Source organism: Candidatus Cryptobacteroides sp. (genome assembly GCF_056207615.1).
The window spans coordinates 1-20,015 of record NZ_JBAEER010000181.1; the positions used below are offsets into that span (position 1 = coordinate 1).

Below are 20,015 nucleotides of genomic sequence, written 5' to 3' on the forward strand. Positions count from 1 at the left end.
GCATGGTCTGCGGGGAGCTCTGGGAAATGGCTCTCCTCGTCCATTCGAGGATAACCACCTACGACAGTGCTTCGATAACACGGCACTAAGTTAAGCAAAACTTTTTTCTACCTCTCTGTGTCTACTTTTTTAATAGCTTCATATGCCTTCTACTGCGAAATGATCGAAGATTCATAATCCTAAAAATGTGAAAATATTGCGAACACAGGCCCAGAAAATGTGAAAAATAGATATCTTTGCACGTCTAAAAATGTGAATCATGGCACTTCTCAAAAGAAAAGTAGATAGTGTTCTTGCTGATTGGAAAGCAAGGGAAGACCGCAAGCCCCTAATAATCAAAGGAGCAAGACAGATTGGAAAGACAGAATCAATCCGTGCGTTCGGACGAGCAAATTACAGTTCCGTGATTGAAATCAACTTTGCACTCCAGAAGGAGTTCAGGCCAATATTCGACAATGGTCATGAGGTTGACACAATTATCAAGAACATATCACTTCTCAGGCCTTCATGGGAATTTATTCCAGGCAGGACACTCATCTTCTTCGATGAGCTTCAGAAATGTCCTGACTGTGCCACATCATTGAAGTCATTCTGTCAGGACAGAAGATATGATGTGATCTGCTCTGGCTCACTAATGGGAATATATTATGAAGAAATCGAATCAAATGCCGTCGGATACAAGGAAGACTTCGAGATGCATTCGATGGACTTTGAAGAGTTTCTTTGGGCCAAGGGCTATTCTGCCGAGCAGGTGGAGGATCTGTATGCCCACATGATCTCGCTGACTCCTTTTTCGAAGTTGGAACTCGACACGATGACCGATATCTTCCGTGACTACATGGCACTTGGAGGAATGCCCGAGGTGGTAAAGACATATATCGCTAATGGTCATTTCGGAGGTACACTGAAGATTCAGCGCCAGCTCCTCCTTGATTATGAGGAGGATATTACCAAGTACGCAGAGAAAACAGACAAGGCGAAAATCCTGGCTGTCTACAATCATATCTCGACATTCCTTGCTAAAGAAAATAAGAAGTTCCAAATTACCAAGGTAGCCAAGAACGCTAGGTCAAGAGAATATGTCGGCAGCGTGGAGTGGCTGGATAAGGCAGGAGTAATCAACGTTGCTTATTGCCTGCAGAACGCCGAACTGCCTCTGAAAGGAAACTACGACGCATCGAATTATAGGATTTATTACCACGATACCGGTCTTTTGATCGCATCCCTTGACGAAGAAGCGCAGGAAGATCTCCGTGCCAACAAGAACTTTGGGACCTACAAAGGTGCCATCTATGAGAACGTAGTAGGAGAGATGCTTATCAAATCCGGATATGACCAGCTGTATTTCTACAAGCACGACAACCCTTCCCTTGAAATGGACTTCTTCGTGCGTGACATTGATTCTTTGGTTCCGGTGGAGGTCAAGGCCAACGACGGCGCTACAGCGTCACTGAACAATCTGATCGACTGGCAGTCGTATCCTGATGTAAAGTTCGGGATCAAGTTCGGCTACAAGAATATCGGCTGGAGTGGCAAGTTTTATACATTCCCGTATTTCCTTGCTTTTCTGCTGAAAAGATTTCTGAAAGAACGGCCTTCGAATCCTTCTAAGTAAAGCCAATCTCTGACATCGTCATGTACGTATTTTGTGGAAATTCTGCGACTGATCAAACAAAATATATTGTGCCGACATGACTTACCGATGAGTGCAACTAATAGCGCCAGGCAACGCCGCCGGAATGTAGGGTCTCCGGCGGCTAAAGATCAAGCGCTGCGTCGAGCTCGATGGAGCGGCTCGCATGCGCTTGACTTTTGCCTCTGCCATCCAACATTAAGTCCGGTTACCCAAACCATCATTCCGCCCTTGCATGACGGCTACTCCTAGAACTGGATAGGAACTCACTTGAATGGCGCCTCGCATCCAGCGCTTGAACAAGATTGTGTCGCGAACTCAAAATATCTGGTAAATCTTTCAGTTCGCGACGCCGAAACAGCCGAAAACCGTTGAAATCGTGGAGCGAACTCAAAAAATCAAGCATTTTTTTGAGTTCGCGGCAGATCAAGGTAAACTTTTTTCAGGACGATACACAGATTGCCTTTTTGCGTGGCAGGTAACTCCCTTAGAATCAAAGCCATAACATAAAACGGGTAGTCAAAAATTGACTACCCGATTTTTCGTAACAAATTATCAATAAGCGTTTTAAGCGCCATGCATGCACACTGGTTCTCTAGTCCAACACGCCGTGACGACCGTCCTATTCCCCCAATTTCGCCCGCATCAGGTCGGTAATCGTAAAGTAGCGGTCGAAGAGATCGGCCTTGTAGTCGATGCCGAACTTGTCCATGATCATGAACGAATCCTTACCTCGTCATCAATTCATGAATCTGTCCCATATGCAGCTTCAGATGGCCGAGGAGCATCTTTATGTTCCTTTCCATTTTCTAAGCTTTTACTCAATAGACGCAAAAATACGGGAGAAATTACAGAGTACAGCCTACAAATCGGTAGAAACCTCGACCGTGACGGTGAGACCGCCGCCCGGGGTGACGGAAGCAGACGCCGAGCCGCCGTACTGAAGCGCGATGTTCTTGACTATCGCCAGGCCGAGACCGGTGCCGCCGAGCTGGCGCGAACGTCCCTTGTCGATGCGGTAGAAACGCTCGAAAATATGGGGAAGGTGCTCCGCTGGAACCCCTACTCCGTCGTCAATGAACCTGAACACATACCGGTTCCAGGTCGAGCTGACCTGCACCTCAAAGAGTCCTGCTCCTGCAGCATACGCGATAGCGTTGTTGAAGATGTTACGGAACATGGAGTACACGAGCGACGAGTCTCCGTTCATCGGAAGATGCTCCGGGATGTTCATCCTCACCTGAATGCCGCGCTCAGCAAAATCTTCCGCTGTCTCCTCCTGAATCTGACGGAGGATTGACGCCGCGTCGATCGGTGTCTTCGGGCGGGTTATATGGGCCTCATCCAGGCGTGTCAGGGTGCTCATGTCGGAGAGCAGCGCGCACATTCTCAGACTCTGCGCATGGCATCTTTCGAGGAAGTCCGTACGCTGCTGGTCACTCATGGACGGATTTGCAATCAAGGTGTCCAGATAGCCCTCGATGGTCGCTGCCGGCGTCTTCAGCTCATGCGCAGCATTCTCCGTCAGCTGCCTCTTGATGCGCTGCTTCTCCTGCTCGCTGCGTCCGAAGCGATATCGGAAATACATAGCCACCGCAATCAGGGCGAGTATACCAGCCGTGTAATAGAAGAAGGTATAGTTACGCTCCAGGGAAGAAGTGAGTTCCGCCGAATATGGAACAGAAGATCGCACGATACGGTCCCCGAAGCGCGATGCAGAATAGAAATACTTCTCCCCCGTGGTCACGGACGCCCTCTTTATCGCATATCCGCTGCCGTCATGCAAAGCCTCCAGAATCTCCTCTCTCTGGAGATGGTTGCCCATACGGCTGACGTCCTTCTCTTCAGAATCATAGAGCACATTACCGAGAGTATCGGTCACGGTAACTCGAATCCCAGGATCTGAAGTCCCTTCAAGATATCGGTAGTTGTTCAGCTGGAGCTGCGAATGGAGTATGTCCACCCTGAACACATGTTCCCTCCTGTACTCATAGATACCGAGACACAGGGTGACGACGGCCGTGAGTATGGTCGCCATGAGGAACACATAATTGGAGATTTTCCTGCCTGACATCATCTTCCGAACATGTATCCGTAGCCGAACTTCGTACGCAGGCATTTCCCGTAAGGACCGATCTTCTTACGTATGCGGGTGATGTTCACATCGACAGTCCTGTCAAGCACGATGGTGTCGCTTGGCCATACGGACTCAAGGATCTTCTCTCTGGAAAGGACCTGACCCGGCCTTGAAAGCAGCAGGGCCAGCACCTCGAACTCGAGCTTCGTGAAGGATACGAGTTCACCGTCCACGGTACATTCCTTTCTGTCCATGTCCATCACTATGCCCTCGAATACTATCTTGTTCTCGGTCATGCCCACAGGGACTGCCGCAGGCTGGTCGCCGTACCTTCTGAGCACGGCCTTCACTCTCGCCTTCACCTCGCTGATCCTGAACGGCTTGCATATATAGTCGTCGCTCCCGAGTTCGAAGCCTCTTAGAAGATCCTCTTCCATGGTCTTCGCCGTACAGAAGATGATAGGAATATCTGCAGTATGGCGATTGGCTTTCAGTTCCCTGGCCCACTCGAAGCCCGACTTGGGCGTCATCATCACATCGAGAAGAATGAGATCTGGCACCTTCTCCCCTATCACTATAGGTTTTCCGGAAACCTGAACCTCATAGCCTTCCATCTCGAGGTTGAAGGCCAGTATCCTGCATATATCGGGTTCGTCATCGACGATTAGTATCCTCTTTGCCATATCTGGTCGAAAGCTAAACGATTTATCTGCCGAAAATACATATAAATCGCAAAATACTCATCCTTGCCCGGGCAATGCACCCAAACTTTAACAATATTGTAACACTTGTGACGCATTTAACGGAATTGTAATCGGATCTTAACGACCATGACACATCGTACAACGAACTTCGTACTGATAAATATCAGTAACGATGGAAAAACCCTTGAAATCACCCAAAGAGATAACGATAGAAGAGAAGCTGCTGAAGACAGTCCGCGAGATAGTCGATATCTGTCCAGACAAGGACGACCTCCCGTTGAGGACCGTCACTACGCTGATTGACAGTCCCGAGGTCAAGGCGATCCAGGACTATGCGAACTCCGTCTCCATCACGCGCCTGGGCCTCAATGACCATGGACCTGTCCACATGAAGACGGTTTGCAGGAACGCGCTCAAGATGCTGAGGATGCTTCATGAGTCAGGGGTCCGGACCAGCCTGGAAGCCGAGAACGCCGGGAGCTTCGCAGACAGCGCGTCGGCCGTTGCGATCGCAGGCTTCCTGCACGATGCCGGGATGACGATCAGCAGGAAGGACCATGAACTGTATTCCGGTATCATCGCATATACGCTGATACGTGAAATCGTCGGCAAGCTCCTTCCTGAGGACGTCAGACGAAGGACCGCAATCCAGTCTCTGGCGATGGAAGGAATACTAGGTCACATGACCACACATCCGATCCATTCCATAGAAGCCGGGCTCATACTCATCGCAGACGGTTGCGACATGACCAAGGGAAGGGCACGCATCCCCCTGGAAAGACCGACCAAGCCGACCAGCGGTGACATCCACAAGTACTCCGCCAATGCCATCGAATCCGTCCGGATCCGTCCCGGCAGCGACTGCCCGATCAAGATAGAAATAGAAATGAAATCAGAAGTGGGCTTCTTCCAGGTCGAGGAGGTCCTCATACCCAAGATCATGTCCAGCCCGGCAAGACATCTGGTCGAGCTCCACGCAGGCGTGATCGGAGAGGAGAAGAAGCGCTATATCTAGACCCTGGTCTGCCTGGCCTTGCATTTGACGACATTGAAGATGTAGTCGCCCAGCTTCTCAAGACCATTGACGAAGTCTATGTAGAAGGCACCAAGCTTCGGATCGTACGCGCTCTCAGAAAGATTGCGAAGGTTCTCGTTACGGATATCATTCCTCATCGAGTTGATCCTTTCCTCAATCCTGATGCTCTGGGCGATGTCGTGGCCCTTTCCTTCCGGCTGACGAAGAGTGTCCGTCATGAGCACGAACGCTTCGCTCACGAGGCCCTCCATCACATGTATCTGAGACAGCTGCTCCTGCGTGAAATGTTCCTTGCAGTTCTCTCTCTTCCTGGAGAGCGTACGCGCAAGAGAGAAGCAGCAGTCACCTATGCTCTCGAGATCATCGACCTCGAGAAACATCCTCTGGACTTGCTTCTTGGCATCGTCCGAGAGCCTGCCCTCGCTCACCTTCTGGAGGTAGTGGGCAATCTCGTATTCCATATTGTCCGTGATTCCCTCATACTTCTCCACCTTGGCGAAAAGACCCTGGAACTCTTCCTCGTCATTGACCCCGTGCATCGAGAGCAGGTAGAGGAAGGCCCTGTGGCAACGCTCCGCGAAATGGACTATCTCCTTACGCGCCTGGAGCATTGAAAGCTCGGCAGTCGAGAAGAGACCGCCTGAGATATACTTGAGTCCCTTGTCCGTTGGCTCAGCCTTCATAGGAAGCACATAGCATACGACCTTCTCGATCTGCTTCACGAAGCCTATGAGCAGCACTGTGTTGAAGATATTGAATGCCGTATGGAACATGGACAGCTTGAAGAGATCGTTGCCGCCGGCCTTCATGACGTCGTCCACGAACCAAGAAACTGCATTGCAGAAAGGATAGAAAATGATCAGCACGACCACCACTCCGAACACATTGAAGAACATGTGCGCCAAGGCAGCACGACGCGCCTGAGTTCCGGCGGTCGCCGATGCCATCAGGGCGGTTATGGTCGTTCCGATGTTCTGACCCATCGCAAGGGCCGCTGCCTGCTCGAGTCCGAAGCCCGGAATCTGCATATCGAAGAGCATCAGCGTTATGGCCATCGTCGCAGCGGATGCCTGCACGACCATGGTGACGAGCGCGCCGACAAGGACGAACAGTATGATGGTCATGAAGCCTCCGCCTGAAAGGCCGGCGAGCATGGATGCTACGAGTGAGCTGATGTCAAGGTCAGTGGCAGCCTTCTGCAGGAAGCTCAGTCCCATGAACAGGAACGCGAAGCCGAATATGAACTCGCCCATAGACTTCCTCTTGCTCTTCTTGCTGAATATCAACGGGATGCCGAATGCCAAAAGCGGCAGCGCAAGAGCCGCGATGTTGACCTTGAATCCTATGGCGGATATGATCCATGCCGTGATCGTGGTACCCACGTTCGCACCCATGATGACACCTATCGCCTGGGCGAGGTTCATCAGGCCTGCATTGACGAACGACACCACCATCACCGTGGTGGCAGAGGATGACTGGATGAGAGCAGTCACGAGGATTCCGGTGAAGACTCCCATGAAGCGGATCTTCGTCATGACCGCAAGAATGCTGCGAAGTCGGTCTCCGGCAAATTTCTCGAGTCCCTCGCTCATCGTCTTCATTCCGAAGAGGAAGAGTCCGAGAGATCCCACCAGAGAAAGAAGGTTTATGATAGTATCCATATTTAGCCTATTTATAAAAAATACGGCCGCGAAGTTATGTCATAGATGTTTCAAACTTGTTATGATTTTGTTACAATGCACCTTGTAACGGGAATGCAACATCTCTGCAACGATTCCATAACATCCTTTCTGGACATTTGCCCCGTCAAAAAATCGAAAAAGATGAATAACGCAAAGAATTCAATCTCCGCAGACGAGGAGAGAGCCAGCAAGATCTGGAAGTATTATCAGTGGACACGAGTAGTCCTCATCGTCCTCTCAATCGCAGGACTCTACATACTCTGCTCACAAAGGTAAAGACCGACATCATGAACACAATCTTTCTAATAATCGTCATCTTCCTCTGCGTGCTTGCAGTTTTCGACCTCGTCGTCGGAGTCAGCAACGATGCAGTCAACTTCCTCAACTCCGCCATCGGAGCCAAGGTCGCAAAATACAGAACCATAGTCATCATCGCTGCCATAGGCGTGTTCGCCGGAGCATCGATGAGCAACGGAATGATGGACGTGGCACGCCACGGAATCCTTACACCCGCCTATTACAGCTTCTACGAAGTGATATGCATCTTCCTGGCTGTGATGGTCACGGACGTCATTCTTCTCGACGTATTCAACACCCTCGGAATGCCTACCTCCACAACGGTCAGCATGGTATTCGAGCTGCTCGGCGGAGCATTTGCCGTCGCCATCCTTAAGATAGCCCGCGGAGCCACCTCAGCCGACGGAACGCTCCTCAGGCTCGGAGATCTCCTCAACACGGAGAAAGCGATAAGCGTGATCATGGGTATCTTCCTCTCCGTCGCGATAGCATTCGTGATCGGACTTGCTGTGATGTGGATCAGCCGTCTCGTATTCACCTTCACATACCGTGTCAACGGAAGGAGCACCGCCTATGACGGAGAGATGGGAGGTCTCGCCGGAAGCTCGCTCAAGATAGGCATCTTCTCGGGAATCGCGATGACCAGTATCGTCTGGTTCCTGCTGATCAACGGTCTCAAGGGCAGTTCATTCATGTCCGCAGAGATCAAGGAGGCCATCAATGCGAACACCTGGCTCATACTTGGAGGCTGCACGGCCGTATTCAGCGTGATCATGACGACGCTGAGCGCCTTCAAGCTCCCTGTCCTCAAGTACGTCGTGCTTGCAGGTACCTTCGCACTCGCCATGGCATTCGCCGGAAACGACCTCGTGAACTTCGTCGGAGTGCCTCTCACCGGACTTGCCTCATACCAGGACTACATGGCCAACGGCAACGGCAATCCCGACGGATTTCTCATGGGATCGCTCATGGGAAGCGCCCAGACTCCAGTGATCTTCCTCGTGCTCGCAGGAGCGATCATGGTGGCATCGCTGGTATTCTCCAAGAAGGCACAGAACGTAGTCAAGACCAGCGTCGACCTCAGCCGCCAGGACCAGGGCGACGAGATGTTCGGTTCTTCACCAATCGCGAGAGCTCTCGTACGCAACTCAACCCGCTCGGCGGGAATCGTGATGAAGATAGTACCGGAGAGCGTCGTAAGGTGGATAGACTCACGTTTCAACAGCGACGAGATGGTATTGCCTTCAGGTGCAGCCTTCGACTACATACGTGCGGCAGTCAACCTCGTGGTCGCAGGACTCCTCGTCGCAGTCGGTACGAGCCTCAAGCTTCCTCTCTCAACCACATACGTGACCTTCATGGTCGCCATGGGCTCCTCGCTTGCCGACAGGGCATGGAGCAGGGAGTCGGCCGTGTTCCGAATCACCGGCGTGATCAGCGTCATCGGAGGATGGTTCATCACCGCGGGAGCAGCGTTCATAGTCTGCTTCCTCCTTACCAACATAATGCATCTTGGTAGCTATGTAGCAATGATTCTCGCTATCGCACTCGCCATCTTCATCCTCGTGAAGAACAACTCGAGGTCTGAGAAGAAGACAGAGAACAAGGTAGACTCACTCTTCAGGCAGATACTCCGCAGCGAGGACAAGAAGGTCATCTGGAGCTTGCTCTGCGAGCATATCCGTTCCGGAAACGCAGCACGACTGAGTTTCGTGATCGACAACTATGTCACCAACACCGATGCCTTCATGTACGAACAGTACCAGCCGCTGAAACGCTCCGCCAGCCTCATCGATGACGAGCGCAAGTCCCTCAAGAGACAGCGCAGGCAGGAAATCCTGACCATGCAGCGCCACGACCCCGTGAAGGTGATGAGCCGCAACACCTGGTATTTCCTCGGAATCAACTCATGCCAGCAGATGCTCTATTGCCTCAAGCGAATCAATGAGCCCCTCCGAGAACATATAGGAAACGGTTTTCTCCCGCTTCCGGAATCGTACCACGAGCGCTTCAAGGCTATGAGGGACGATGTCGTCAGACTCTATGGAAGGACGCTGGAGATGCTCCAGAGCGGAGATTTCACGGATGCTGAACGTCTCAGGGAAGACGGTGACGCCGTACTGGCAAGGATAATGGAAGACCGCAAGAACGCGCTCGACACCATGCAGGAAGGAAGCACCAACCTCAACACCCTGTTCCTGACTATCCATATCATGCAGGAGAGCCAGCAGCTCATAGATTCCCTCAGACACATGATCAGGGGAATGAACAGCTTCGCCGGAGCCGAGGAATAGGTCTACCTGTTGGAGACGATCTCCACCTCGGCACCCTCGATCAGAGGTGAGCTGAAGCTGACCGTGATCTTGCCAGGATTCCTTCCGGCCTCGAGGTACGCCTTGATTCGGCCTCTGTACGCACGATGCACGTTGTCGGTATAGTCGGTCATGTCAGTATTGTTGCCTGCCTCGAGTCCGAGGAGTCGCGCAGGTCCTTCGACGGTGCAGGTGATCTCGTTGTCGCCCAGAGTCACAAGATTGCCGTTGTCGTCGACTATCTCGACCATCACCTGGATGAGCTCCCCGGCATTCACCTCCTCGGCATCTACTCGAGCCACGAGGGCAGCAGGCCTGAGCGAGCTGCGGATCTCATATTCGGAGACCTTGTTGCCGTCCTTGTCGAAGCCCTCGGCCTTGAGCGATCCCGCAGAATACGGAACGTCCCAGCCGATGATACCGGTCTCGTCATCGAATGGCGTCATAGGGCCTACGACCTTACCGTTGAGAAGAAGACGCGCCTGAGCCGCATTGGTGTAGCATACCACGCGTATCATCTCGCCTTCCCTGTAGTTCCATGTATCCCATGCATCATAGCTGTCCCCCACGGCCCTCTTCGGCTTCGGATAGGTTCCGATATAGCAGACAGGGTCCTCGCACCAGAGCGCAGCACGGAAGTGGCCGCGAGGCTTGATGTTGTTCGCAAGGTCAAGGAGGCCGCTGTAGAAGCCTCGCGACGGCCATTCGTTCGATTCTCCGAGGTAGTCGGCACCGGTCCAGATGAACTGGCCGAAGATGAACTCATTGTCGCGGAGCGCCTTCCATGCGCCGTAATCCGAACGGTTCTCCGAACCATATATGATGCGCTCCGGATACCTTTCATGGTCCTTCGCATACCTGCTCTCGGTATAGTTGTAACCCACGACATCAACGGCCTCCGGGTAGCCTGTCTGGTTGGACATCACCACGCCGGCAAGCGCACCGGTGACCGGGCGCGAAGTATCGACCGAACGTACGACTCCTGCAAGTCGCTTCGCGATCGCACCTATCCTCATCGCATCTGGAGCATCAGGCCTGTAACCGCCGGACATAGGCTGGGTGAAGTCAATGCCGTCGCCGTTGAGAATAGGATGAGAATATGGATCGTTAGGATAGTCCACCTCGTTGCCTATGCTCCAGAGGAACACCGACGGATGGTTCCTGTCCCTTCTGACCATGTCTGCGACGTCCCTCTCGCTCCACTCCTCGAAGTAGTCCGCAGTACCTTCCATCGAAGGCTTGCCGACGTTCCATCCCTCGACCCACTTCTTCTTGTTGAACTCCCACTCGTCGAAGGCCTCGTCCATCACGAGGAGACCTAGCCTGTCGCAGAGCTCATAGAAGACAGGTGCCTGAGGGTTATGGCTCGTCCTCACGGCGTTGGTGCCGATGCTCTTGAGGGTGCGGAGCCTGGTCTCGATGAACTTCTCCGGTGCCACTGCTCCGAGAACGCCTGCGTCATGGTGCAGGCACACGCCCTTGACCTTTATGTTGCGTCCGTTCAGAGCGAATCCGTGGTCGGCACTGAACTCGAGCGTCCTGATTCCGACACCGACCTCTGCCTTGTCGAGCACCTTTCCTCCGGCGACTATGCTTGCCTCAAGGGTATAGAGATATGGATCATCGAGATTCCATCCGTGAGGATTCCTGACCTTGAGATCGATCATCTGTGATGCCGCAGCCTTCGCGCTGGCCTTCGCCACCACCACGCCCGCAGCGTCCTTCAGGGCAAGGTTCACGCTCGCGCTGACGCCCGAAAGTCCTTCGATAGAAGTATCGACCTTCAGCACTGCCTGCTTGTCGGTAAGAGAGACGGTCTCATATCCCACGCCCCACTGGGCGAAATGGGTCTTTCCTGCCTGCACGGTCCACACGTCGCGGTATATTCCCGATCCGGAATACCAGCGTGAGTCAGCTATCCTGCTGTGGTCCACCCTCACCGCAATCACGTTGTCGCCGTCCCTGTCCAGATAAGGGGTCATATCGTACATGAAGGAATTGTAGCCGCTCGGACGGACGCCGAGAAGATGTCCGTTGAGGTACACCGATGAGCGGTTGTAAACACCTTCGAAATATACGTACACATTCTCGGCGGTGAACTGCCTGCCCGAGAAATGCTTCCTGTACCATCCGATGCCGGCAGGAAGGAAGCCCGTGCAGGAAGCGTTGTCCGGAGACAGGACGCCCAATACCGACCAGTCATGAGGCAAGCTGACCGAAGACCAGCGCGAATCGTCATAGTCCGCGAGAGACGCCCCGTCGACCTCCGACTGGACGAACTTCCACCCGTCATTGAAGCGGGCGCTTTCTCCGAATGAGACCTGGGCTGCGGCTTCCGCAGCATTGAGGACGGCCACTGCCGTGAGCAAAAACAAGATAATTCTCTTCATACGGAAGCAAATATAGGCAGAATCATTATTTACCGCAATCAAGAGACACTTTCCAAAAACAATTAAGATGGTCAATCGGGAGATTGGATTTCCGATTGACCATCTACTTATCAGAACAATACATTAGAGAATAGAATCATCGTGATGATTCCTTACGACGCACTCGTCATCCAATATCATGGTCGCACCGTTCTCAGGTGTGAAAGATGGCCACTCCGGACAACCTGCAGCAGATGGCTTGCCGGTCTTGATGAATGAGAGCCAGAAGTCGCTGACCTTCTCCTGGAGAGCATAAGCCCTTGCGTTTCCGCCGGTCATCTCCCTCTGGAGAGCCACGTTGTTGAACATGAACGGAAGCTCCATACCGTGGCTTGCGCCGAGGGCGTTGAGATCAGGAGCCCAGGTGAAGAGATAGAGGTATACGTTAGCGCCACCCTCGTTATACTTGGCAGTAGCCTGCTTGATGGCGTTGCCACGAGACCTTGTGTCAACATAGGTTGCCTCCTTTGGCTGTGCCCCGGGATATGCTGCCATGAATGCATCATAGAAATCTACTGCAAGAGCACCACGAGACTGTCGGAGCCGCTCGATAGCCTCATCCTTGGTGACAGTATAGTCAATGTCGAACACCATCTCGTTGAAGTTGGTACCGATGAGCATAGGAACGTCATGGTTGATCTGCGAACCTGTTCCGTCGAAAGGATGTTCCGCTACGATCACTCCATCCATCACAGGACTGCTGCTGGCACGAACTGACTTTGCGGCAACAACAAGTTCCTCATAACTGAATCCGCTGAAGTCCGCATCAGAATCCGGAGTCACGCCAAGAGCCTTTGTGAACTCGATACCCGCAGACTTGGAAGCATTCGCATCACCATTCCTCAAGGTAGATCCGCTCTGAACGATAGCCTTGTGCACAAGTCCCTTAGCTGAAGGCATAGCAAGGAGAGTGGAGACTTTTCCACCACCACCTGACTGGCCACCGATGGTCACGTTAGATGGGTCACCACCGAAATTGGCGATGTTCCTGTTGATCCATTCGAGTGCCTTAACAATATCCTGCTGACCAAGATTGACCGAGTTCTCATACTTTCCTCCAAGTCCTCTGAGATCCATGTACCCCAGGACGTTCAGCCTGTGGTTAATGTTAACAACGACAATATCGCCCTTCTCGGCAAGTGACATACCGTCATAACATGGAAGATCATGTCCGGAACCGGATGAATAACCACCACCATGAATCCACACGAACACCGGCCTCTTGGCGTTGTCATTGATGCCTGGAGTCCACACATTGAGCACAAGGCAATCTGTCTCAGACATAGGCTCCATCACGAAATTATTGCCGAAATTATAGTCTGTCTGCTTCTCAGACCAGTTGAAGGTCTGACCCTGCATTGCCTTTGGTCCATAGCACTTGGCCATCCTCACGCCCTCGAACTTGTCTGGGTTCTGAGGAGGTATGAAGCGCTCAGCCTTTGCGTACTGGATGCCCTTGAAGTTGTAGATTGAACCGTCGAGGTAACCCTCATAGGTGCCGTTGTCGACTGTCACCTGAGTGAATTCACCGGCCGAAATCGACCTAGGCTCTGTGCTGGGAGCTGTACTGGAACTGCAGGCAACAAGAACACATGCAACTGCAATCCCAAGCATAGTATCAGTAATTCGCATGGTATCAGAACTGGTTAGGTGCACCTGGAGTAGGAAGATTGTCAACGAGGGCCGATCCTGCCGCGTGCCCCTTCTTCAAAGGAACTGTTATTGTGAGCGTCATATAGACAGTCTTCACTTCCCTTGACCATTCTCCCAGATATACGGTAACGACCTCTTCACGAGTCTCACCTATGGCACCTACCACGACAGTCTCAAGGTCATCCCCGGAACCCAAATGGAAGATCTGGCCGATTCTGAGCGCATCAGAGGCTGTGACAACGATTGTCTGGCTTCCCTCAGCAGCATCCTTGAGGAGATTGATGCTGGTCTGGTATCTGAAGTCTAGAATATTGTCATCAGAGTCCCTTCCGTCAGGGAAACGTCCCGCACTGAGATTTGGATGACTCATGACAGGAGCGTTAGGGTCGACAAACATCTGGCGTGAGGTGTAGTCAGGAACTTCGAGGTGCACATAATTGCCATACTCGTCAAGACCAGACTGACCCTGATAACCTTCTGCGAGCATAGGATTGACGACTGCACCCCAGTTGACGCAGTCCACTACGTTGTGGTCAGCATCGTAGAGCGTAATATTGCCAAGTCTTGCGAGTGCAGGGCCACCGAAATACTGATCTGGCACCACCTCATCCTGATAACCTGCTGTTGTTACGCTCGCGTCGAGTATAACATCCTCGATCTCATGAGCGTTGGAGAGGCCCTCAGTGAGAGCAATCTCGTAGCAGAGTGCAAGCACAGGTTCGTTGGAATAGTGGTCGTACTTGGTAGCAGGCTCGAAGCTGATACCGGTACCTGCACAGTTGAATGGCATGTTAGCAGAGTGATTGTACTTGAGCGGTTTCTCAAGAGTCAGGCCTGTTCCAGCATCCTCGAGGTTCATAGGTCCACGACTCGGACTCTGTGAAGAAGCCGTACCTACCTTCTTGACCTTGACATACTCGACGCCATGGCCCTCGCTGTCGATATCGAGACGGATGACGTCACCGACGGAGATATCCTCGACTGAAGAAACCTTGATGTTCCTGTCACCCTTCTTAGCGTCATAAGCGAGCCATGCCTGAACGCCTGGCTTGCCGACCTTGGTGACGGTAACGACCTCATACTGCTCCTTGTTTGCAGTAGGTGCAGGGAACTTGGCACCGTAGCCGATTGCGAGCTTGTCGCCGACCTTGACGCCGGTGAGAGACTCTACGGATACGCTCTTCGAACCTGCAGGAACCTTGACGACAGGACCGTCAGGGAGTGGCTGCCAGATAGTGGTAGGGTGACCCATCTCGTTCACTACGCGGCCGTAGATGCGAGGAGTGACGGCATTCTTGTCATCAGGATTCTTGATAGACGCGATAACGCGCTTCTCTGCCTTTGCACCGGTACCGATGGTGATTTCGTCACCGACCTTCATGCCCTCTGTGCTGCGGACGTAGAGAACCTTGTCGCCCTTTGCGGCAGGAACTGCGAGACCTGAGGTCGAGAGACCGAGGAGATAGTAGTCCTTAGGAGCGAGCTTGGTGTCTGCGTTGATCTTGATGGTATTGAAATAAGGAAGAGTAGCCTCTTGTGGAATGAGCTCCCATCCTGAGATGTCTACGGTGTTGTCGCTGCTGTTGTAGAGCTCGATGAATGAGTTGGTCCTGTTCACGCCGTCCTCGACGCGGAACTCGTTGATGCGTACAGGCGCGACGTTTCGAACCTTCTCGACAGCTGTCTCGCTCCACTTCTTGCCTGCAACTGACCAGTCAGCCTTGGCCACGAGGTCGCCGTTGAAGGTCTTGGAGCCTGAAGTCACTGCGAAGTTCACTACTACAGACTGGCCAGGAAGCACGTCATAGTCGATCTTCTTGACGGTCTCATTAGAGCCCTTCACGACAGCCTTCCAGCCCTTAGGGGTCACGATGCTGAGGGTGAGGTCATCGAGGGTTTCGCCAGTGGTGTTGACGAACTTGACGGTAGTATAACCTACTGTGTTAGGAGAGAAGGTCTGGAGGAGGTTAGGCTGAGCGCTCTTGTCCATGGCACCGATGTAGAGTCTCTGGACATCGTAGCGGGCAGCAACCACGTTAGCCTGGATGGCCTGGTTGGTCTCGATGGTAGGGAAAGTGCCAGGAGCGGTCATCGCACCCTCATAGAAGGTACCAGATGAGTAGTTGTTGTTGTCACCACCGTTGCCGAGAAGGACAGCACCCTGCTTTCTCATGATATCATAGCTATGACGAGGGTTCTGGATACGTGGGCCGTCGAACATTGTGATGAGCTCACCTCCCTGGGCGTCGCCACCCATTGAGCGCCAATGCATTGGCTCACCGTCAGCCATTGCGGTGACAAAGCGCCAGGTGATGCTTGGAAGGCCCTTGCAGAGCTTGTCGTTAGGATCAGGGTTAACGCAACCTACGAGGTTGTTCTCCTGGTCGGTCATGATCCATGGGCCTGGAGCTTCTCCATGATACCAGAGCGGCTGATTTCCATAATATGTGGTCTCCATGGTACCGTCACCATCGTCACGGGAGTCGGTCTCGGCGTTACCGTAGTCGAAGCAGCAGCCTGAGTTGTAGTGGAGACCGTTGATTACCCAATACTGGCCCTCTGCCTGATCATCGACTGCGATGCCGTGAGTGTCGTTCTGACGAAGTCCCATACCTGGGACGATATATACGCCATATACCTTGTGGCCACCAAGGGTCACAGGAGCCATGTCAGCGATCGGCAAAGTATTGAATCCTCCGAGAGTAGATCCGACGAACGCTCCGCGAGGTGCCTGATAGAGATGATTCTCTTTCCCGGACTGATCATATATGCATGTAACCCAACAGGTAGTGTTAGCGCAGAACTCGTCCTGCGCTGCTGCATCAGCATATCCGCCAGGGTCACCTGCGGTTGGCTGGACTACGCCGATGTCGAGAGTCTGCCTGTCTGACTCGCGCATCACCTGATAGAGAGGCCCCGAATAGGACGCATATAGAGCTCTGGTAGAACTGTGCGCAGCAACGCAAGGATTACCAGCCTTTGCGTACACGTCGCACGGTCCCTCAGGACGTGCTGGTACAGCCTGGTTCTCGCCGGCATTCGCAATGGTCGCGAAGATCGCTACCGGAACTGCGACAGCCGATGCAAGGATGGCTGAAAAGATTACTTTTTTATTCATAAGATTATTTTGGGTTGGTTTATTTTCTTCTGAGTGCCTCCATGAGCGGCTTGTCATGGTTGTAGAGGATCTTGCACTCGTTGTCGAGCATCATGCAGGCGCCCTTCTCAGCGTCGTAAGGCTCCCACTCTACCTGACCCTTCACGTTAGGGTCGCCGGTCTTGATGAAGGCGAGCCAGTAGTTGCTCATCACGTCAGCAAGTGCGTAAGCGCTCTCCGACGATCCTGTCATCTCCCTCTGGAGGGCGATGTTGTTGGACATGAACGGAAGTTCCATTCCGTGACTTGCACCGAGGACGTTGTTCTCAGGCTTCCACATGAACTGGAAGAGGTAGGTATTTGCCTTGCCCTGTGCGCTCTTCACTGCAGCCATGTCGAGAGTACCGATCCTGAACATGGTGTCCATATATAGCATTGCCTCCGGACCCCAGCCTGGATATACCTTCTTGAACTGCTCCACGAAGGCAGGAACGTTCTCCTCGCCTATTCTCTGAGCGAGCTGTACCTCAGCCTCTTCCTCGGTGAGGGTGTTGCTGACGTCGAAGGTGAACTCGTTGAAGTTGGTACCGATGATGAGTGGAATGTTCTCATGGAGCTGGAGACCGCCCTCACCGAATGGATGGTAAGGAAGGATCTTGCCGTCCCTTACAGGACCCTGGCCAGCGCGGATTCCCCTGCTGCTTGCCCTCCTGGAAGCATCCACGAGCTCCTGATAGGTGAACTTGCTGAAGTCTGCGTCCGGACCTGGCTTCACGCCGAGCTCCTGTGCGAACGCGAGACCGAACTGGCTTGAAGCCTCGCCGTCACCGATGGTGATGGTGTTCATACCGCTCTGGATGATAGCTCTGTGGAAGAGACCCTGTGCAGAAGGAGTTCCCATTAGGGTACCGATCTTTCCGCCGCCACCAGACTGGCCTGCGATGGTCACGCAGTCAGGATCACCACCGAACTTCTCGATGTTGTCATGAATCCACTCGAGTGCCTTTACCATATCCTGGACACCGAGGTTCACTGACTCAGAATACTTGCCGCCGAGAGCGGTAAGGTCGGTGAAACCGAGCACGTTGAGACGATGGTTGATGGAAATGCCGACGATGTCACCCTTCCTTGCGAGGTTACCCTGGTCGTAGCATGGGAGGTCATGACCTGAACCGGTAGAATATCCACCACCGTGGATCCATACGAAGACAGGACGTTTCTTACCGTCATTTATACCCTTTGTCCAGACGTTGAGCACAAGGCACTCGGTCTCTGACATAGGCTCCATCACGAAGTTGTTGCCGAAAGCATAGTCGGTAGGCTTGTAAGAATAATCAAAAGTCTGGCCCTGCATAGCCTTAGGACCGTAGATCTTCGCCATCCATACGCCGTCGAAGTGGTCAGGCTTCTGAGGAGGCATGAACCTCTCAGCCTTGGCATACTGGATGCCCTTGAATGTATAGAGGTCATCGTCGAGATAGCCCTCTATGGTTCCATAGGTGGTCTCCACCTGGGTGTGCTTACCCGCCGTTATCGGACCGGGATTAGCAGATTCCTTGACATTACCGGATGTGCATGCGCATGCGAGCGCAGCCATGCCGATGATTCCTGAACAAAATCTGAATTTCATATAATTATAATTAGAAGATTTCACAGTTTTCTTCGAGCAGCTTCACGAGATTGTAAGCGAACTGGCGGATAGCCTTGTTGTCACGCTCCTTCGGATCCTGCTTGCGCCATGCAGCGATCTTGGCTGACGGCATGTCAGGATTGAGGCCGTTGCCGTTGAAAAGGATAGGCATGACGCTGTAGCCCATGCTGTCTGCCACCTTGATGTAGTTCTTCAGGGTCTTGCTGTAGTCGACAGGCTGTTTATTCTGCGCCTTCGGGGCGGCGGAAATCGTGCACAGCGTCAGGAGAGCTGCTGCGATGATGGTCAATGTACGTTTCATATCTTCAGTGTCTCGTGGTTAGGAGTATTATTTCACGTGCGTATTTTCAGATGTCGCAAGTTAGCCACAATGCCGACCATCAAAGTGGAATATTCTCCTTATTAACTCCCCTATCCTACTTTCTTCGCCGAGGCGTTTGCTTCCTTATTTTAATAGGTTTAATATTGTCTAAGACAATGGGACAAACCATAACCGCAACATAATCATGAAAACAAAATCAATCTTAGCAACATGCTGCCTGATGGCGGCATTCACCCTCAACTCACAGGGAAAGATCGTCGAGAACGGCGGGAAAGGCCCTTACAAGGCTGAAGTCGTGACGGCTGCATCACTCCCTGGTCACACCGTCTACAAGCCACAGAATCTCAAGGCTGCAGCCAAGGAGGAAGGCTTCCTCCCAGTGATGGTCTGGGTCAACGGAGCAAGCGTCAGCGCCAACTATGAGAGCATGCTCAACGAGATCGCTTCTCAGGGTTACGTCGTTGTGGACGCAGCCAACAGCGCAGCGTCGGTGAACGACGTCATCGCATGGGTCAACAGCCAGTCAAGGGCTAAGGACGGCGAGTATGCAGGCACCATCAGCGGATACGGCCTCGCACTCGGCGGACAACCTTCGTCAGCAGTCCTCTCGGAGCTTCTCCAGGGCAGGACCATCAGGACTGTAGTCCTCGCAAACTCTACCCTCGGTGCCGGCAAGGGCATCAAGGCTGAGGATCTCGCAAAGTACCGCGGATCAGTCCTCTACCTCGTCGGAGGTGAGAAGAACTCAGTCTACAGCGCAGCTCTCAAGGATTACAACGCAATCACTTCAAGCAACACTTCCGCAGCCCTCCTCCAGGTGGACCGCAAGCACAATGCCCAGGCTCTCGGCGGCGACTACTTCGGCAGGCTCGCTACCAGGTGGCTCGACTGGGCTCTCAAGAGCGACAGGAACGCTCTCGGAATCTTCCGTGACGGCGACCTCGCAATGTACGAGGGCAGCGCAGTGAAGTCGAAGAACTTCCCTCCTGCAGAGTACGAATATCCAGGTGCACACGACCCTGTGGTCGCTTTCTGCGACGGCAGGTACTATGTGTTCACCACCGGCATGAACGTGATGTCATCTTCAGACATGAAGCACTGGCGCTACGAGAACAACGTGTT

General features: G+C 52.9%; 12 protein-coding genes and 1 pseudogene. 5 read left to right on the top strand and 8 right to left on the bottom strand.

What is annotated here, in order from left to right; all coding sequences use genetic code 11:
• Positions 1 to 259 precede the first annotated feature (259 nt).
• Positions 260 to 1,615: an ATP-binding protein gene (locus tag AC06ND_RS09835; protein ID WP_475678802.1), complete on the top strand. Its 1,356-nt coding sequence runs from the start codon at positions 260 to 262 to the stop codon at positions 1,613 to 1,615.
• An 880-nt stretch (positions 1,616 to 2,495) separates the two neighbouring features.
• Here the strand turns inward: AC06ND_RS09835 and AC06ND_RS09840 are convergent.
• Entirely contained in the window at positions 2,496 to 3,707 is a 1,212-nt protein-coding gene (locus tag AC06ND_RS09840; RefSeq protein ID WP_475678803.1) for a sensor histidine kinase, read from the bottom strand.
• Entirely contained in the window at positions 3,707 to 4,393 is a 687-nt protein-coding gene (locus AC06ND_RS09845; protein ID WP_475678804.1) for a response regulator transcription factor, read from the bottom strand. Before AC06ND_RS09845 ends, AC06ND_RS09840 begins: the two co-directional genes overlap by 1 nt.
• Before the next feature lie 205 nt (positions 4,394 to 4,598).
• On the opposite strand from AC06ND_RS09845, the gene AC06ND_RS09850 reads away from it, so the two are divergent.
• Positions 4,599 to 5,429, top strand: coding sequence for a hypothetical protein (locus AC06ND_RS09850; RefSeq protein ID WP_475678805.1), 831 nt, complete (start codon positions 4,599 to 4,601; stop codon positions 5,427 to 5,429).
• On the opposite strand, the gene AC06ND_RS09855 is transcribed toward AC06ND_RS09850, so the two are convergent.
• Entirely contained in the window at positions 5,426 to 7,111 is a 1,686-nt protein-coding gene (locus AC06ND_RS09855) for a Na/Pi cotransporter family protein (protein ID WP_475678806.1), read from the bottom strand. The two genes, AC06ND_RS09850 and AC06ND_RS09855, sit on opposite strands and share 4 nt — an antisense overlap.
• A gap of 162 nt (positions 7,112 to 7,273) precedes the next feature.
• Between AC06ND_RS09855 and AC06ND_RS09860 the strand changes: the two genes are divergently transcribed.
• Both AC06ND_RS09860 and AC06ND_RS09865 read left to right on the top strand, forming a co-directional pair.
• Positions 7,274 to 7,408: a hypothetical protein gene (locus AC06ND_RS09860; RefSeq protein ID WP_475678807.1), complete on the top strand. Its 135-nt coding sequence runs from the start codon at positions 7,274 to 7,276 to the stop codon at positions 7,406 to 7,408.
• Positions 7,409 to 7,419: 11 nt separating this feature from the next.
• Complete coding sequence (locus tag AC06ND_RS09865; RefSeq protein ID WP_475678808.1) at positions 7,420 to 9,723, top strand: inorganic phosphate transporter; 2,304 nt, start codon at positions 7,420 to 7,422, stop codon at positions 9,721 to 9,723.
• Positions 9,724 to 9,725: 2 nt separating this feature from the next.
• On the opposite strand, the gene AC06ND_RS09870 is transcribed toward AC06ND_RS09865, so the two are convergent.
• The 5 genes from AC06ND_RS09870 to AC06ND_RS09890 form a co-directional block, all read right to left on the bottom strand.
• Entirely contained in the window at positions 9,726 to 12,131 is a 2,406-nt protein-coding gene (locus tag AC06ND_RS09870) for a glycoside hydrolase family 2 TIM barrel-domain containing protein (RefSeq protein WP_475678809.1), read from the bottom strand.
• A 123-nt stretch (positions 12,132 to 12,254) separates the two neighbouring features.
• Positions 12,255 to 13,784, bottom strand: a complete 1,530-nt coding sequence (locus AC06ND_RS09875) for a carboxylesterase/lipase family protein (RefSeq protein WP_475678810.1) — start codon at positions 13,782 to 13,784, stop codon at positions 12,255 to 12,257.
• Between the two features lie 22 nt (positions 13,785 to 13,806).
• Positions 13,807 to 16,941 carry an arabinofuranosidase catalytic domain-containing protein gene (locus tag AC06ND_RS09880; RefSeq protein ID WP_475678811.1) on the bottom strand — a complete coding sequence of 1,045 codons (3,135 nt, stop codon included), beginning with the start codon at positions 16,939 to 16,941 and terminating at the stop codon, positions 13,807 to 13,809.
• A gap of 19 nt (positions 16,942 to 16,960) precedes the next feature.
• A complete protein-coding gene (locus AC06ND_RS09885) occupies positions 16,961 to 18,550 on the bottom strand; it encodes a carboxylesterase/lipase family protein (RefSeq protein ID WP_475678812.1) in 1,590 nt (529 codons plus the stop codon).
• 10 nt (positions 18,551 to 18,560) lie between these two features.
• Positions 18,561 to 18,872 (bottom strand): hypothetical protein, encoded by a 312-nt coding sequence (locus AC06ND_RS09890; protein WP_475678813.1) that lies wholly within the window; start codon positions 18,870 to 18,872, stop codon positions 18,561 to 18,563.
• A gap of 205 nt (positions 18,873 to 19,077) precedes the next feature.
• On the opposite strand from AC06ND_RS09890, the pseudogene AC06ND_RS09895 reads away from it, so the two are divergent.
• A pseudogene (locus tag AC06ND_RS09895) lies at positions 19,078 to 20,015 on the top strand (hypothetical protein); the annotation flags it as partial.

Excerpts from the sequence above, each read along its gene's own strand:
- AC06ND_RS09835 (WP_475678802.1), top strand. The coding sequence starts at position 260 with ATGGCACTTCTCAAAAGAAAAGTAGATAGTGTTCTTGCTGATTGGAAA.
- AC06ND_RS09840 (WP_475678803.1), bottom strand. The coding sequence starts at position 3,707 with ATGTCAGGCAGGAAAATCTCCAATTATGTGTTCCTCATGGCGACCATA.
- AC06ND_RS09845 (WP_475678804.1), bottom strand. The coding sequence starts at position 4,393 with ATGGCAAAGAGGATACTAATCGTCGATGACGAACCCGATATATGCAGG.
- AC06ND_RS09855 (WP_475678806.1), bottom strand. The coding sequence starts at position 7,111 with ATGGATACTATCATAAACCTTCTTTCTCTGGTGGGATCTCTCGGACTC.
- AC06ND_RS09860 (WP_475678807.1), top strand. The coding sequence starts at position 7,274 with ATGAATAACGCAAAGAATTCAATCTCCGCAGACGAGGAGAGAGCCAGC.
- AC06ND_RS09865 (WP_475678808.1), top strand. The coding sequence starts at position 7,420 with ATGAACACAATCTTTCTAATAATCGTCATCTTCCTCTGCGTGCTTGCA.
- AC06ND_RS09870 (WP_475678809.1), bottom strand. The coding sequence starts at position 12,131 with ATGAAGAGAATTATCTTGTTTTTGCTCACGGCAGTGGCCGTCCTCAAT.
- AC06ND_RS09875 (WP_475678810.1), bottom strand. The coding sequence starts at position 13,784 with ATGCTTGGGATTGCAGTTGCATGTGTTCTTGTTGCCTGCAGTTCCAGT.
- AC06ND_RS09880 (WP_475678811.1), bottom strand. The coding sequence starts at position 16,941 with ATGAATAAAAAAGTAATCTTTTCAGCCATCCTTGCATCGGCTGTCGCA.
- AC06ND_RS09885 (WP_475678812.1), bottom strand. The coding sequence starts at position 18,550 with ATGAAATTCAGATTTTGTTCAGGAATCATCGGCATGGCTGCGCTCGCA.
- AC06ND_RS09890 (WP_475678813.1), bottom strand. The coding sequence starts at position 18,872 with ATGAAACGTACATTGACCATCATCGCAGCAGCTCTCCTGACGCTGTGC.